The 14746-nt window shown below is 33.8% G+C and carries 16 protein-coding genes; 6 read left to right on the forward strand and 10 right to left on the reverse strand.

The window, feature by feature from the left end; translation table 11 throughout:
* Positions 1-2: 2 nt before the first annotated feature.
* The gene (locus BN1058_RS07600; RefSeq protein WP_090855149.1) at positions 3-626 is read right to left on the reverse strand and encodes a YczE/YyaS/YitT family protein; all 624 of its coding nucleotides are present in this window, start codon (positions 624-626) and stop codon (positions 3-5) included.
* Between the two features lie 119 nt (positions 627-745).
* The gene (locus BN1058_RS07605) at positions 746-1138 is read right to left on the reverse strand and encodes an OsmC family protein (protein WP_090855152.1); all 393 of its coding nucleotides are present in this window, start codon (positions 1136-1138) and stop codon (positions 746-748) included.
* A gap of 143 nt (positions 1139-1281) precedes the next feature.
* Here BN1058_RS07605 and BN1058_RS07610 point away from each other — a divergent pair, with 143 nt between their 5' ends.
* On the forward strand, positions 1282-2454 hold the full coding sequence (locus tag BN1058_RS07610) for an MFS transporter (protein WP_090855158.1): 1173 nt from the start codon (positions 1282-1284) through the stop codon (positions 2452-2454).
* A gap of 83 nt (positions 2455-2537) precedes the next feature.
* Here the strand turns inward: BN1058_RS07610 and BN1058_RS07615 are convergent, their stop codons facing one another.
* On the reverse strand, positions 2538-3212 hold the full coding sequence (locus BN1058_RS07615) for an amino acid ABC transporter permease (protein ID WP_090855161.1): 675 nt from the start codon (positions 3210-3212) through the stop codon (positions 2538-2540).
* Positions 3213-3710: 498 nt separating this feature from the next.
* On the opposite strand from BN1058_RS07615, the gene BN1058_RS07620 reads away from it, so the two are divergent.
* Positions 3711-5615, forward strand: a complete 1905-nt coding sequence (locus BN1058_RS07620; RefSeq protein WP_090855164.1) for a heavy metal translocating P-type ATPase — start codon at positions 3711-3713, stop codon at positions 5613-5615.
* Positions 5616-5672: 57 nt separating this feature from the next.
* Here BN1058_RS07620 and BN1058_RS07625 read toward each other — a convergent pair whose 3' ends face one another.
* The 3 genes from BN1058_RS07625 to BN1058_RS07635 all read right to left on the reverse strand — a co-directional run bounded on the left by BN1058_RS07625 (position 5673) and on the right by BN1058_RS07635 (position 7336).
* Positions 5673-6506 (reverse strand): YihY/virulence factor BrkB family protein, encoded by an 834-nt coding sequence (locus tag BN1058_RS07625; RefSeq protein ID WP_090855167.1) that lies wholly within the window; start codon positions 6504-6506, stop codon positions 5673-5675.
* Between the two features lie 69 nt (positions 6507-6575).
* The gene (locus BN1058_RS07630; RefSeq protein ID WP_090855170.1) at positions 6576-6863 is read right to left on the reverse strand and encodes a YtxH domain-containing protein; all 288 of its coding nucleotides are present in this window, start codon (positions 6861-6863) and stop codon (positions 6576-6578) included.
* 2 nt (positions 6864-6865) lie between these two features.
* Positions 6866-7336 (reverse strand): low molecular weight protein-tyrosine-phosphatase, encoded by a 471-nt coding sequence (locus tag BN1058_RS07635; protein WP_090855173.1) that lies wholly within the window; start codon positions 7334-7336, stop codon positions 6866-6868.
* Positions 7337-7971: 635 nt separating this feature from the next.
* Here BN1058_RS07635 and BN1058_RS07640 point away from each other — a divergent pair.
* Both BN1058_RS07640 and mreBH read left to right on the forward strand, forming a co-directional pair.
* Positions 7972-8103 carry a YflJ family protein gene (locus BN1058_RS07640; RefSeq protein WP_090855177.1) on the forward strand — a complete coding sequence of 44 codons (132 nt, stop codon included), beginning with the start codon at positions 7972-7974 and terminating at the stop codon, positions 8101-8103.
* Positions 8104-8293: 190 nt separating this feature from the next.
* The gene (gene mreBH, locus BN1058_RS07645) at positions 8294-9301 is read left to right on the forward strand and encodes a rod-share determining protein MreBH (protein WP_090855180.1); all 1008 of its coding nucleotides are present in this window, start codon (positions 8294-8296) and stop codon (positions 9299-9301) included.
* A 109-nt stretch (positions 9302-9410) separates the two neighbouring features.
* On the opposite strand, the gene BN1058_RS07650 is transcribed toward mreBH, so the two are convergent.
* Together BN1058_RS07650 and BN1058_RS07655 are read right to left on the reverse strand one after the other, a co-directional pair.
* On the reverse strand, positions 9411-9905 hold the full coding sequence (locus BN1058_RS07650) for a PTS sugar transporter subunit IIA (protein WP_176694466.1): 495 nt from the start codon (positions 9903-9905) through the stop codon (positions 9411-9413).
* 105 nt (positions 9906-10010) lie between these two features.
* The gene (locus tag BN1058_RS07655; RefSeq protein WP_090855186.1) at positions 10011-10229 is read right to left on the reverse strand and encodes a YdbC family protein; all 219 of its coding nucleotides are present in this window, start codon (positions 10227-10229) and stop codon (positions 10011-10013) included.
* 55 nt (positions 10230-10284) lie between these two features.
* Here BN1058_RS07655 and BN1058_RS07660 point away from each other — a divergent pair, with 55 nt between their 5' ends.
* Positions 10285-10524 carry a DUF2164 domain-containing protein gene (locus BN1058_RS07660; protein ID WP_090855189.1) on the forward strand — a complete coding sequence of 80 codons (240 nt, stop codon included), beginning with the start codon at positions 10285-10287 and terminating at the stop codon, positions 10522-10524.
* A gap of 52 nt (positions 10525-10576) precedes the next feature.
* On the opposite strand, the gene BN1058_RS07665 is transcribed toward BN1058_RS07660, so the two are convergent.
* The gene (locus BN1058_RS07665; RefSeq protein ID WP_090855192.1) at positions 10577-11344 is read right to left on the reverse strand and encodes a TIGR01457 family HAD-type hydrolase; all 768 of its coding nucleotides are present in this window, start codon (positions 11342-11344) and stop codon (positions 10577-10579) included.
* A gap of 261 nt (positions 11345-11605) precedes the next feature.
* Here BN1058_RS07665 and zwf point away from each other — a divergent pair, with 261 nt between their 5' ends.
* Positions 11606-13078, forward strand: a complete 1473-nt coding sequence (zwf, locus tag BN1058_RS07670) for a glucose-6-phosphate dehydrogenase (protein ID WP_090855195.1) — start codon at positions 11606-11608, stop codon at positions 13076-13078.
* A gap of 204 nt (positions 13079-13282) precedes the next feature.
* Here zwf and gndA read toward each other — a convergent pair whose 3' ends face one another.
* Positions 13283-14701, reverse strand: coding sequence for an NADP-dependent phosphogluconate dehydrogenase (gndA, locus tag BN1058_RS07675; protein ID WP_090856077.1), 1419 nt, complete (start codon positions 14699-14701; stop codon positions 13283-13285).
* Between the last annotated feature and the right edge of the window lie 45 nt (positions 14702-14746).

A 14746-nucleotide genomic window follows, 5' to 3' on the forward strand; every position in this document is an offset into this window, starting at 1 on the left:
AACTAAACAATCATTCGTTGATCTAGACGAGTAGCTATTTTTTTCGCGGTTGGTTCAAATAATTGAATAGATGGTCCTATACCAAACAAGATAATAAATGTCCCTATACCTATCGGACCTTCGATAGTAAATGCAATAACAAATGCGAGTGCTTCTGTTAATGTCTTTGCTATTGTGGTGCTTAAATGAAACCTTTGTTGTAGTGACACCATTAATCCATCTACTGGATTAAGAGGAAATTTAGGCTGCAAATATAATGAAACACCCAGACCTAGTATCAATACACCTGTAAGTAAAAAGAGCAACTGAACAAAGAAACCACTGATCTCCCATGAATCCATAACAATCAAAAGCCAGAAATCAATCATAAAACCAATGATAAGAACAGTAACTATTGCAAAATAATCTGGTTTCATTTTTACAATACCAGCATTAACTAACATTAAGATCAATCCAATAATAATAACCCAATTACCTACTGTAAAACCTGTTATTCCTGCCAACCCAACATTTAATGCATCCCAGGCACCTGCTCCAAGATCAGCCTTAATTGTCATTGAAACTCCAAACGAGAGCACAACCAATCCTAGAATAAAAAATAATATCCTTGCTTGTGTATTCCTCAATAAAGCACCCTCCTCTTTACAATCAAAGCCTAAATAAATCCATCTTACTATGTAATAAAATCAAGTTAAACTAATTATACCATTAAAAATAAAGAGCCTAAGAATAAGGCTCTTTATTTTTATATACTTAATTGTATTGTTTCGAGGCTCTCTTCGATCTCGATACTATCTTCAACGGAGCGAACCATCGAACAATTTTTCCGTGCGATAGCTAAATTTTTATAAAGTTTTTCGTTACTTAAATTTTTCCCTTTTATAATATAATGTAATTTTATTTTTTCAATTTTATTTGCTTCATCTGGATTTCTAGTTACATCTGTTTGAATAACAAAATCCTCAATCTTCACATGTTGTTTTTCTAAGATTTTCATAAATACAGATGCACTACACCCCGCAATGGATGCTACCATTAATTGATATGGACGATAACCATAATCTTCATTACCCGAAATATCTAACACTCCGTATGGAAGATCTACCCTTACACCAGCTTCTTTAAATTGAAATTCCATCAATACCAACTCCTTTGATAAATCTATATTTATGCTTCCCGTTATTATTTACTATAACACATTCTAGAACATAAATTTGAATTGATCTTTTTTATTTTATAAATTAAAGTGGTTTTAGGTTAGAGTGAATTGGAGTGTTATATATGTTCTCAGAAAAAGTACGCTTTTGGGTATTGATTAGTTTTGTTACCGTATCAGGATTTTCTCAAGGAATGCTATTACCTTTGCTAGCAATTATTTTAGAACAGATGGGTGTTCCTTCCTCAGTAAATGGTCTACATGCAACAGGACTATATATCGGTGTACTTATTGCATCTCCATTTATGGAAAAACCGTTACAAAAACTAGGATACAAGCCTATTATTCTTATAGGAGGATTCCTCGTACTTGGTTCTTTATTCGTTTTTCCTATTTGGCAAGCACTTTGGTTTTGGTTCATTTTACGACTTTTAATCGGTATTGGAGATCATATGCTTCACTTTGCTACCCAAACATGGATTACTTCTACAGCAGCACCAGAAAAAAGAGGAAAAATCATTGCTTTTTATGGATTATTTTTCAGTCTAGGGTTCTCAATTGGCCCTTTAATGACAAGACTACTTGTCATTCATCAAAGTTTACCCTTCGTCGTATCTGCTATTTTTTGCCTTGTGATCTGGCTATTAATGCTATTTATTCGTAATGAGTATGTCAATACGAACGATGGTGTGGAGATGGTTGAAGTCTCGTCGTCAATTGGACGCTTTATCAAAACAGGTAAATTAGCATGGGTAGCATTATTAGCACCATTTGTTTATGGATTACTCGAATCCACATTGCATGGTATATTTCCTGTGTATGGTTTGCGCATTGGACATGATGTGGATATATTATCAGTTGTAATTCCTTTATTCTCCTTTGCTAGTTTACTCACTCAAATTCCGCTTGGCATATTGAGCGATAAAATTGGACGAAAAAAAATGTTATTAGCTATTATTAGCTTAGGTATTGGTATATTTGTTATTGGTGCACAAATAGAACATTCTATTATTGGATTATTCTTTACCTTTGCTTTTGCCGGCATGTTATTAGGATCCCTTTATTCACTTGGCGTTTCCTTTATGGCTGATTTACTTCCTAAAACATTACTTCCGGCAGGAAACATTATGTGTGGGATCGCTTTTAGTATTGGTAGTATTACAGGCCCGTATCTTGGTGGTCTATTTATTGATCTGTTCCCTAACATTTCTTTCTTCTACGTTATTGTTATTTTATTAGTTCTTGTTGTTGTAGCTATCGGTGCTAAAAAAGAAACAGGAGACACGATGACTGCTTAGTCATTACATCTCCTGTTCTTTTTTACATTTACCACGTTGTCAACAATTGAACTTCCATTGGTTTACACTTCACTTTCATGTCCTCATTCCACATAGCGACTAAAACGTTTTTCTAGCATTTCCTGAAAGGCAGAAATAAAAATACATAGTGGCCAATAAATCAGTGCAACAGTAATATACATCGTAAGTGAATCAAAAGATCTACCACTAACAATCTGTGCTTTTTGAAACATTTCAGGTACTGTTATAACTGCAGCTAGTGAAGTAGCCTTTACTAAATCTAGAAAGACATTGGTTAATGGTGGAATAGCTATTCTAGCAGCTTGAGGCAAGATAATTCCACCCAACGTTCGCCAGTACGGAATACCTAATGTTGTAGCTGCTTCCCATTGACCTGAATCAATGCTGTTTAAAGATGCACGATTGATTTCTGCGATATATGCAGCACTATTCAAACCAAAACCTATTACTGCAGCTTGAAAAGCCGTCAGTTCAATTCCCACTTCTGGGAGCCCCAAATATAGAACATATAAAAATACAAGGATTGGGGTCCCTCTCATAAACGAAATATACACTCTTGCTGGCCAACGTAATAAACGACGATTAGCATTTCTTCCTAAAGCTAAGAACAGCCCCAACAATAATCCTAATCCCATGGAAAGAAATGCAACAGCAATTGTCATTGGTAACCCACTAAGAACAAAAGGTAAATTATCAATTGCTAATTTCACATCAAAAACATTTGCTACCTTATCCATCGAAACTATCCCCCTTTACACATATAAGTTTCGTCCTACATTTCTTTAAGCTCATTTATAAAATGAAAATTATTTTATTATTCAGAATAATAACTACATTTTTTTAACCTGTTTGTCATTTGATTTTATTAGTAGCCAGTAACCAATCGATTAAACAATTTGTTATACCAATTTATAAAACTGAATATAACAGTTAATCTTCTTTATTTCAACAATTATGTAACTGTTACAAAAAAATATTTCACCTGTTTAATATTTTTTATCTATTTTGATTGTAATTATCATTGTCAATATCTATTAAATTGTCATACATTCTTTATTAAAATGTGATCTAACACACTTGCGTTTTTTTCTTAATAGAATATGCTAGTATTATAGATTTTTTTATAATAATTTTAATTTAACTAAATAAAGTTTAAATGAAAAACATTATCAAAAAGGGGTTTGAACGATTGTGCACATCCATTCTATTATCAATTACAAAACAAGGTGGTTCTCATGAAGGAGTTTTTTATAATTATTATTAATAATATAACGTCTGTAGCATTTTTAAAAAGGCATTATGAATTAATTGCAGCAGTCTTTAGTGGTTTACTTATACTAGTAGCATGGCTAACAAAGCATAACATCCCACATACTTTATGGATCATTTTAATGTTAACAGCTTTTATTGTTGGTGGTTACGCTAAAGCAAAGGAAGGTATATATGATACCTTTCAACATCGAACCTTGAACGTGGAACTGCTAATGATTTTAGCAGCTATTGGATCAGCTTCGATTGGTTATTGGGAAGAAGGCGCCATTCTTATTTTTATTTTTTCTTTATCAGGCGCACTAGAAACATATACAATGCAAAAAAGCGAAAAAGAATTATCGTCTTTAATAAAGTTACAACCAAAGCAAGCACTCATGATTAGAAATGGTGTTGAACAACTCGTCCCTGTGAATGAACTACGTATTGATGATACGATATTAATAAAACCTGGTGAGCGTGTTCCAGCAGACGGTAAAATTGAAAAAGGAACTTCTTCGCTTGATGAAAGTCCATTAACTGGGGAGCCCTTCCCTGTTACAAAAGGAAAAAATGAAGAAGTTTATGCAGGTACAGTAAACTTAAACGGAAGCTTATATATAAAAATCACAAAACAATCAAAAGATTCCTTCGTCCAACAAATTATTGAATTAGTACAAACAGCCCAACAACAGAAATCACCATCACAATTATTTATTGAACGTTTTGAAAGTACGTATGTCAAAGTCGTATTAATTAGCGTTGGTATCATGCTCTTTTTACCTCATTACTTAGTTGGATGGAGTTGGGTAGACACCTTTTACCGAGCAATGGTTTTACTTGTTGTAGCATCACCGTGCGCACTAGTTGCATCCATTATGCCCGCAAGCTTGTCTGCTATCTCAAATGGAGCAAGAAATGGTATTTTATTTAAAGGCGGTGTACACATTGAGCAGTTAAGTAAAATCAACGCTATTGCATTTGATAAAACAGGGACACTCACAAATGGAAAACCTACTGTAACAGACACTTTTTTTGATCCATCTGTAAATACAGAAGAAGTACTTTCAATTATTGCAACAATTGAAAAAGAATCGAATCATCCTTTAGCAGAAGCTATCGTTACCTATTGCAGAACGTATAATATTAAATCAGATCTACCTCTTGATCATATGCGCGAAGAATCAGGGAAGGGTGTATATGCTACTTACGGAGATAATCGCTGGGTAATAGGTAGTGAAAAATTATTTACCAAGAATGATCAGTCTTTATCTTTTATTGAACAAGGGGAAGCATTTGCAAAGCAAGCCAAATCTATTGTTTACATTGGTAAGGATGAAAAAATAATTGGATTAATTGCACTAAAGGATGAAGTAAGACAAGATACGAAACAAGCAATTCAAGCCTTTAAAAAAGCGGGTATTTATACGGTTATGTTAACAGGAGATAATGATAGTACCGCTCAAGCAATAGCACAAGAAACAACTATTGATTCTTTTATTGCTTTGTGCATGCCAAAGGATAAACAAGAACACATTAACAAATTAAGACAGACACACGATTCGATCGCCATGATTGGTGATGGAATAAATGACGCACCAGCATTAGCAACAGCAGATGTGGGAATTGCAATGGGAGCAGGTACGGATGTTTCAATCGAAGCAGCTGATATCATTTTAATGAAAAACCAATTGAATAAAATTGTTCATGCTAGACAACTTTCCAAGCGAATGAATCGAATTGTAAAGCAAAATATCTTTTTTTCTATTAGTGTGATTCTTACCCTTATTCTCGCAAACTTCACACAGTGGATAGATTTACCACTAGGTGTAATAGGTCATGAAGGAAGTACCATTCTTGTTATTTTAAACGGTTTGCGTCTGTTAAAATAACCATTATCTATAACTATTAAACCAAAAAAACGCCACTTTTCCGTTTTAAGTGGCGTTTCATTTAATTTTTTTATTTATATTACTTCGCTCTTTTAATATCGCGTTTATTTCTCCACCAGTAATAATAATCATACCAGAGATAAAGAACCAAATCATCAATACAATCACACTACCAAGACTACCGTATGTGGCAGAATAGTTCCCAAGTGTAGTAACATAATAAGAAAATGCTAGTGAAACAAGCTGCCATCCAATTGTTGCAAAAATCGCTCCTACAGTCACATTTCTTAAATGCACTCGCTTGTTAGGTGCAAGCATATATAGAGCTAAAAGTACAACGAATAGAACAAATGAGGATATCACCCAACGTAAGGTATTCCATATTTCAATAAATCCCTCAGATAAACCAAAAAATGAAAACAGATAAACACCAATTTGGCGTCCAAAGATCGGCAGAAGAAAAGCCATAATAATAACCAGTAACATCGCAACGGTTAAAACAACTGCTATCAATCTAGAAACAATAAAAGACCGATTTTCCTCTACATCATACGCTTTATTGAATGCTCGCATAATTGCATTAATCCCATTTGACGCCGACCAAAGCGCACCAATGATACCAATAGACAACAATCCACCATTTCGCTGATTTGCAATATGATCAATGTTACCTTCAATTAATTCCAATATTTCAGAAGGTGCATATGCAGAAAAAAAACTTATAATATCCACATTATCAACTGGTATATATCCAATTAATGTGACTAGAAATATCAGAAAGGGGAATAGAGATAACAATAAAAAGTAAGCTAACTGTGCAGATAGTCCAGGTACATCATCTTGACTAATCCGCTTAAACAGTTGTTTAAGAAATACAATTATCTGTTGCATACCCATCCCCCTTTATCCTACATTATAATCTTAATAATCTTTATTTACTGTTTCATATGCTTAGTATATCTAATCGTTACTACCTTTTATGTCTGTTTGGTCCATTATTTTTTGAAATTCATTTATAAAATACACCGATGTATCAAAACCTCTTATTATTGATGTAGAAACAGATTGATATTGATTTCTAATTTCAGCAATAAAATCCGATGGATGGTGCATGAAATATGTTGTTTTTCGATTAACTTTCTTCAACTTCTGATTAACCATCATACGCGTATCTGGATCAAATAGTGTGAGTGCACCACCGACTACAGCACCAACAATAATCCCTTTGGCTAATAGGTTTTTTTTCAAAATTACACACCTCGTTCTTTTTTTATTTCCGCCAACAATGCTCTACATCCTCTGTCTATGAGTTGATAGGTATAATCAAAATTTTTAGTGAAATAAGGATCTGGAACATTTTCTTCATTTGCTTTCTCCACATAATCCATTAATTTTGCGACTTTTACACCATCAACCTCTTTGCGAATTACTTCAAGGTCATGCATATTTTGCTCATCCATCGCAATAATATAATCAAATTCATCCCAATCCTTTTTATCTACCTGTCTGGCTTTCATTCCTTCATAAGCAATATTTTTTTGATCAAGTATTTTTCTTGTTCCTTCATGAGGAGGTAAACCGACATGCCAATTTCCAATCCCTGCTGAATCCACATTGAATTGCTCCTGAATCCCTTCTTCTTCTAATAATCGGCGAAACATCGCTTCTGCCATCGGAGATCTACAAATATTTCCTAAACAAATAAATAATACATTTATCATATCTATACCACCTATTCCATTAAATTACCCCTATTATACTGAAAAAAACACTTTTTTAAAAATTTATCCTTCAAAAGTTTAGATAGTAATCAATTAAGAACCATATTTTTTTATTAACATTAAATATAATTAAGATGCTTCACTCGTTGGTTAATAGCTATTTCGATTGATAGTTGAATTTGTTTAGATATTGTATTGTGCTTCATATTGTTGTATTGCTCTGGTGTTAATAGATCACATATGGGAATACATACATGCGCGTTTTTAACTTTATTTTGATTTTCCTCTAAAATGTTATATGTTCCATCAATGGCGATAGGAACAATCGGAACATTTGCTTTTGTAGCTAGGCGAAGACTTCATGATTTAAATGAATGAATGGTTGACTAAAAGGGACATGTGCAAAAATACGTTTTACCGTTAGCAAATTCGAAATACTTTTTATAACTAAGAAACCTGCATATATATAAATACCGATTGTTTTAAAACCTATACACCTCTTTAATTCATTCCTTTAAATTTTATATTCTTTTCTTTGTAAATTAATTTTTAAAGAGATGGAAAGCATGAAGGTTTTCGTACAAATATACAGATGTTACAATGGCTCCAAGAAATACTATGAAAGGATGATCAATGTGCACATAGGAAGTAAAGGATGGTATGTAGAGCAATTAAAAAGCATTGGCGTTCGCCGTTTAGAAGGTAGAAAAATTGAGAAATTTAAATTACCTGTACTCGCAAACTTGTTAGAGGAAAAACAAAATTAAATTTACCAAAGAGGTCAGCTGTATAGCTACCTCTTTTTTGCTAAAACTAGAACAATAAAAAGGAATTACCGTATGATTTTTTGTTCAAAGTTAAGATACCTTCGACATAACCTGCTGTAATACCCCCATAAAATAAATGCAATTTAAGAATAATTATGTATGAAATATGAACACCATTGGAGGAAACATCATGTTTTCAAATGCTGAAATCGGAATAGACTTAGGAACTGCAAACATTCTTGTATATACAAAATCAAAAGGAATTGTATTAAATGAACCTTCAGTCGTTGCAATTAATTCTCAAAATAATCAAGTAGTTGCTGTTGGTAAAGAAGCAAAAGAAATGGTTGGAAAAACTCCACGACACATCATCCCAATTCGTCCTTTAAAAGATGGCGTAATTGCTGATTATGATATCACTGCACAAATGTTAAAAGAGATTTTAAAAAAAGTAAGTAAAAAAGCAGGCATATCTATGCGTAAGCCTACGGTAGTTGTATGTACACCATCCGGAAGTACTTCAGTGGAACGCAGAGCAATTCATAACGCAGTAAAAAGTTATGGCGCGAAAGAAGTACATTTAATCGAGGAACCAATTGCAGCAGCGATCGGCTCTGACCTTCCTGTGGATGAACCAATCGCCAGTGTTATTGTCGATATTGGTGGTGGAACTAGTGAAGTGGCTATTATATCATTCGGAGGAGTTGTATCTTGTAAATCAGTAAGAACCGGTGGCGATAAAATGGACGAAGAAATTATTCAGTACATTCGTCGACATTTTAATATATTAATTGGTGAAAGTACTGCTGAACATATTAAGATGGAAATTGGCTATGCATTAATTGATCACCCCGAAGAATCTATGGAAGTAAGAGGGCGTGATCTTGTTACTGGTTTACCTCGAGTTATTACTGTCACATCAACACAAGTACAAGACGCAATTCAAGAATCGCTACTATCTATTTTAGAAACGGTTCATGCAACATTAGAAAGTTGTCCACCAGAATTAAGTGGGGACATTGTGGATCATGGCATAACTATTACCGGTGGTGGTTCCCTAATAAAAGGAATGCAGGAATGGCTAGCTAATAAGATTCATGTCCCTGTTCATCTAGCGCCTAATCCATTAGAATCAGTTGCAATCGGAACAGGAAAATCATTAAAAATGATTCAAAAACTACAAAAAGCTAAAAAGTAAAAAAAGAAAAAAATACACAACTAAATATATCTATTTATAAAAAATATCCGAACGATTTTTTCAAATCTGGTTCGGATATTTTTTATTTACTATATAGTTGTGTCGCTTCTTATTTTGTTTGAACAGTAATCACTGTTGTTTCACCCATTGTAACAGATTTAGATTCTTCTTTATCAATAGATGCTGTTTCATTGGTGATTACAAGCGGTGTAATGGTAGAAGCAGCCTTTTCTGCGATAAAATCCAAATCAACAGTAATTAATTTATCTCCTGCTTGAACTTTATCACCTTGTTTTACATGTGCTTCAAATCCTTCTCCCTCTAAAGTAACTGTTTCTAAACCAATGTGTAATAAATATTCCACACCAGCTTCAGACAAAATTCCTACCGCATGCTTTGTTGGAAATAAATTAACAACTTCACCTGAAACAGGTGCAACAAATGTACCATCTGTAGGCTTAATCGCAATACCATCACCCATCATTTTTTCTGAAAATGTTGGGTCTGGTACTTCCTCTAATGAAACAAGCTCACCTGTCGCTGGAGCAAGTACAATTTCTTTATTGGCTGTTTCTTCTTTTTTTCCAAACATTTTTTTAAACATCAAAATCTCTCCTCTAAATAAATTAGTAATACTTATCAGTAATATTTTCACCTTTTATAATCTATACCCCATATCAGAATATTACAAGCCTATTTTTTCTGCAAGTCAGTTAAATGATGATAATAAAGCTTTTAATTGTGTAACTTCCTCACGGGATAACGTAACCCCTTTTCCCATTTTTTCATGATCTGGAGCCCAATCTCTTAAATCATATTTCGGATCACGATCATTCCAAGAAATCAAATTTAATTCTTTACGCCAACCTGTATTTGATTCAGAAAGAACACCAATAGTTTTAACAATTTCATATTTTATATTCGCCATTCTAATCCACCTTTACCTTTGATATACTATATAAAAATACATAAGGAGTAATAAAATGTCCAAAATCATTTCATTAGACAGTGAAACGAAGCAAGAATTAATAAAAAGAATACAGTATCATTTTGAAATGACACAAGATCAAGAAATCAGTGAATTATTTGCTTCCTTTATGCTTGATTTCATCTTAAAAGAGATTGCACCATTTATATACAATCAGGCGATTGAAGATGCATATGCACACGTAACAGAGAAGCTTGAAGACCTATTTGAAATTCAAAAAGATACAAAGCTATAAAAAACTAAATTTCATGTTAAACATAATAACAATCAATACGTAAAAATTTAAATTATTCGATTGTCCATTCTGCCAAGCTGTCAATCGTATATGTTGGTTGCGTATCAATTGTCTCTAACTCCGCTTTTGTTGTTACACCAGAATGGACAAGTAACGAATCAATCCCAGCGTTAATACCTGCAAGTATGTCGGTATGATAGTTATCACCAATCATAATTGTCTCATCTTTATTTGTACCTAACACTTCTAAAGCTTGTTCTACAATAATTGATTCTGGTTTTCCGATAAATTTTGGTTCTACACCTGTTGTTACCGATAAAACAGAAATTAATGATCCTGCTCCTGGTAAGAAACCACGCTCAGTTGGCAACGCCACATCGCCATTTGTTGCTACAAAGTTAGCTCCTTTGCGTATCTCTAATGCCCCAATTTCTAGTTTTTCATATGAAATTGACCGATCTAACCCCATCACAACAAAATCTACATTACTATCTGTTATTATTAATCCTTTTTCCTCTAATGCCTGATACAGTCCCTCTTCACCAATTGGATAAACACGTGCTTTAGGCTTTTGTTCAGCAATATATGCAGCTGTTGCCATACTTGTCGTAAATACATGGTCTTCTGTCGCTGGTACATCCATCTTTTGTAGCTTTTCAGCCACATCTTTTGGATGTTTTGTTGAATTATTGGTTAAAAATAAATATGGTAACTTTCGCTTATTTAATTCTTTAACAAATGTAATAGCCTCATCAATCTTTTCCGTCCCTTTATAAACTGTTCCATCTAAATCAATCAAAAAACCTTTGTACTGCTTCATTGTAAACCTCCGCATAAATTTTATAAAATATTTGTTATTTTCAGAATACATGGTACTATAGTACATAACTAAAAAAATTATAAACGTTTTGGTGATACAATGTAAAATAGTTTATCTAGATTTATTTACATGATATTGTATAATAAGGTGTTAAATTTCGTTTTTCGTTTTACTTATGCTATCTTTTAATAATAAATAATTTTTAAAAGATGGTATTTCAATTGATTTAATTATATAAAAAAAGTGAGGTAGTAATAGGCAATGACATTTCACACGCCAAAAGCAGTAATTGTTATTTTCGGAGCAACAGGGGATTTAGCTAATCGCAAATTATATCCCTCTTTATACCGCTTATACCGAAATGGTAAGCTTTCGGAGAACTTCGCAGTGATTGGTGTAGCAAGAAGACCACTTACAAATGAAGATTTTCGTAATAATATAAAAAAATCTATTGAGGATTTTGATGATCCTCAAATTAATCCGGATGATTTCGCTTCACATTTCCACTATAATCCATTCGATGTTCAAGATCTTACACATTATCAAAAATTAAATGCATTTATTAATGAGTTGGATCAAAAGCACGAAACAAACGGAAATCGATTATTTTATCTAGCAATGGCACCAAACTTCTTTGGAACGATCGCAGCTAATTTAAAATCACAGGGAGTTACGAATAATACTGGTTGGACACGCCTTATTATCGAAAAGCCATTTGGTCACAATTTCGAAACAGCTCAACAGTTAAACAATCAAATTCGTCATGCATTTGATGAGGATCAAATTTATCGTATTGATCACTATTTAGGCAAAGATATGATTCAAAATATTGAAGTGGTTCGATTCGCCAATGCTTTATTTGAACCTTTATGGAACAATCAATACATCTCTAATATTCAAGTAACTTCTAGTGAAACACTTGGTGTAGAAGAACGCGGACGTTATTATGATGAATCTGGTGCTCTACGAGACATGGTTCAAAATCATATGCTTCAAATGGTTTCTCTGCTAGCAATGGAACCACCTGCCAGACTAAACCCTGACGACATACGCTATGAAAAAGTAAAAGTATTACGCAGCTTAAAACCAATTAGTGAGAATGATGTCGATCAATACTTCGTTCGCGGACAATACGATCGTGGCGAAATTAACGGACAAGAACTAAATGCATATCGTGAAAGTAACGGTGTTGATCCGGAATCTAATACAGAAACTTATGTAGCAGCTAAATTTATGGTAGACAATTTCCGTTGGGCCGGCGTTCCATTTTATGTAAGAACAGGTAAGCGTATGGCTAAAAAAGCAACTGAAATCGTTGTACAATTTAAAGATTTACCTATTAATTTATATAAAGAAAAAGGGGATACGATTGATCCTAATCTTCTAGTTATTCAAGCACACCCAAATGAAGGAATTACACTACACTTGAATGCTAAAAAAGGGGATTATGATACAACAAGTAAGCCTATAACAATGCATTATGATAAAAACAATGCGAAAGATAGCTATACACCAGAAGCGTATGAAGTATTATTAAATGATTGCTTGCATGGCGATTCAACCAACTTCGTACACTGGGATGAAGTGGCTCTTTCTTGGAAATATATAGATATTGTTACAAAGGCATGGGAAGAGACAAAAGCACCTTTCCCAAACTATACTTCAGGAATGAACGGGCCAAAAGCAGCTGATGAATTATTAGGAGCTGCCGGGCATCATTGGTGGGATATTTAAGTACTACTAAAAATGACGTTGGTGAGTAAACGCACCAACGTCATTTCTTGATTTTGATCCATTAAGACTGCATTTCAATCATTTCTATTTTCTACCAAAATTATTCAATAAATATTATTCCGGAAAAAAAGTAGAAGCTATTAAGTATAGCTTCTACTTTTTATGGACAATAACTTTATATAACTTTCCTAACTCTTGCTAGGATTAATCTAGCCATTCTGTATGAAAAATACCTTCTTTATCAAGACGTTGATACGTATGAGCTCCAAAGTAATCACGTTGTGCTTGTAATAAGTTTGCAGGAAGCGTTTCGGTACGATAGCTATCATAATAAGCTAATGCACTTGCAAACCCTGGAACTGGGATACCACGTTCCATCGCGATAGCAAGTACCTTACGAAGAGATGACTGATATGTTTCAACAATCTCTTTAAAGTATGGATCAAGTAAAAGATTTGCCAATGCCGGATCACGATCATAAGCTTCTTTAATTTTCTGTAAGAATTGCGCACGGATAATACATCCACCACGGAAAATCATTGCAATATCTCCGTAACGTAAATTCCAATCATTCTCCTCAGACGCTGCACGCATTTGCGCGAAGCCTTGCGCGTAAGAAACGATCTTACTCATATAAAGAGCTTTACGAATTGCTTCTACTAATTCATCTTCATCTCCCTCATACGCCTTATCTTGAGCGGATGGCCCTTGAAGAATTTTACTTGCTTTTACACGTTCTTCTTTCATTGCTGAAATAAAACGAGCAAACACAGATTCTGTAATTACAGGTAATGGAACTCCTAAATCTAATGAACTTTGACTTGTCCATTTCCCTGTTCCTTTTTGACCAGCAGTATCTAGAATCACATCTACCATTGGCTTTCCTGTTTCATCGTCTTTCTTCGTAAAGATATCTGCAGTAATCTCAATCAGATAACTATCTAACTCTCCTTTATTCCAATCCGCAAACACTTGATGTAATTTCTCTGCATCATAACCTAGAACATGCTTCATAATAAAATATGCTTCACCAATTAATTGCATATCACCATATTCAATTCCATTGTGTACCATTTTCACATAATGTCCCGCTCCGTTTGGACCAATATAAGTAACACAAGGTTCACCTTCTACTTTAGCAGAAATAGCTTCTAGAATCGGCGCTACAAAATCATAAGCTTCTTTTTGTCCTCCTGGCATAATGGAAGGTCCTTTTAACGCTCCTTCTTCTCCACCAGATACACCTGTTCCAATAAAATGGATACCAGATTGATCTAATTCCTTATTTCTTCTAATAGTATCTTGATAGAATGTATTACCACCATCAATGATAATATCTCCTTCATCTAATAATGGTTTTAAGGATTCAATCGTAGCATCTGTTGCAGGTCCTGCTTTCACCATTAGCATAATTTTACGAGGTTTTTCTAATGAATTTACAAATTCCTCAATTGTTTCAGCGCCTACAAAATTTTTATCTTTTGCTTCATTATTCAAGAATTCTTCTGTTTTTTGATATGTTCTGTTGAATACGGCAACACCGTATCCTCTGCTTTCTACGTTTAATGCGAGGTTTTTCCCCATGACAGCTAGGCCAATTACCCCAAATTGCTGTTTTGCCATTTTGTTCGCTCCTTTATTATGTATTCCTTTTTCTATCATACGTGG

This window comes from Paraliobacillus sp. PM-2, from assembly GCF_001368815.1.
In the GTDB taxonomy this organism is placed as follows: Bacteria; Bacillota; Bacilli; order Bacillales; family Amphibacillaceae; genus Paraliobacillus.

What these genes read in the sequence shown, in the direction of transcription:
- BN1058_RS07605 (WP_090855152.1), bottom strand. Translation starts at nt 1,138, where the DNA reads ATGGAATTTCAATTTAAAGAAGCTGGTGTAAGGGTAGATCTTCCATAC.
- BN1058_RS07610 (WP_090855158.1), top strand. Translation starts at nt 1,282, where the DNA reads ATGTTCTCAGAAAAAGTACGCTTTTGGGTATTGATTAGTTTTGTTACC.
- BN1058_RS07615 (WP_090855161.1), bottom strand. Translation starts at nt 3,212, where the DNA reads ATGGATAAGGTAGCAAATGTTTTTGATGTGAAATTAGCAATTGATAAT.
- BN1058_RS07620 (WP_090855164.1), top strand. Translation starts at nt 3,711, where the DNA reads ATGAAGGAGTTTTTTATAATTATTATTAATAATATAACGTCTGTAGCA.
- BN1058_RS07625 (WP_090855167.1), bottom strand. Translation starts at nt 6,506, where the DNA reads ATGCAACAGATAATTGTATTTCTTAAACAACTGTTTAAGCGGATTAGT.
- BN1058_RS07635 (WP_090855173.1), bottom strand. Translation starts at nt 7,336, where the DNA reads ATGATAAATGTATTATTTATTTGTTTAGGAAATATTTGTAGATCTCCG.
- mreBH (WP_090855180.1), top strand. Translation starts at nt 8,294, where the DNA reads ATGTTTTCAAATGCTGAAATCGGAATAGACTTAGGAACTGCAAACATT.
- BN1058_RS07650 (WP_176694466.1), bottom strand. Translation starts at nt 9,905, where the DNA reads ATGTTTAAAAAAATGTTTGGAAAAAAAGAAGAAACAGCCAATAAAGAA.
- BN1058_RS07655 (WP_090855186.1), bottom strand. Translation starts at nt 10,229, where the DNA reads ATGGCGAATATAAAATATGAAATTGTTAAAACTATTGGTGTTCTTTCT.
- BN1058_RS07660 (WP_090855189.1), top strand. Translation starts at nt 10,285, where the DNA reads ATGTCCAAAATCATTTCATTAGACAGTGAAACGAAGCAAGAATTAATA.
- BN1058_RS07665 (WP_090855192.1), bottom strand. Translation starts at nt 11,344, where the DNA reads ATGAAGCAGTACAAAGGTTTTTTGATTGATTTAGATGGAACAGTTTAT.
- zwf (WP_090855195.1), top strand. Translation starts at nt 11,606, where the DNA reads ATGACATTTCACACGCCAAAAGCAGTAATTGTTATTTTCGGAGCAACA.
- gndA (WP_090856077.1), bottom strand. Translation starts at nt 14,701, where the DNA reads ATGGCAAAACAGCAATTTGGGGTAATTGGCCTAGCTGTCATGGGGAAA.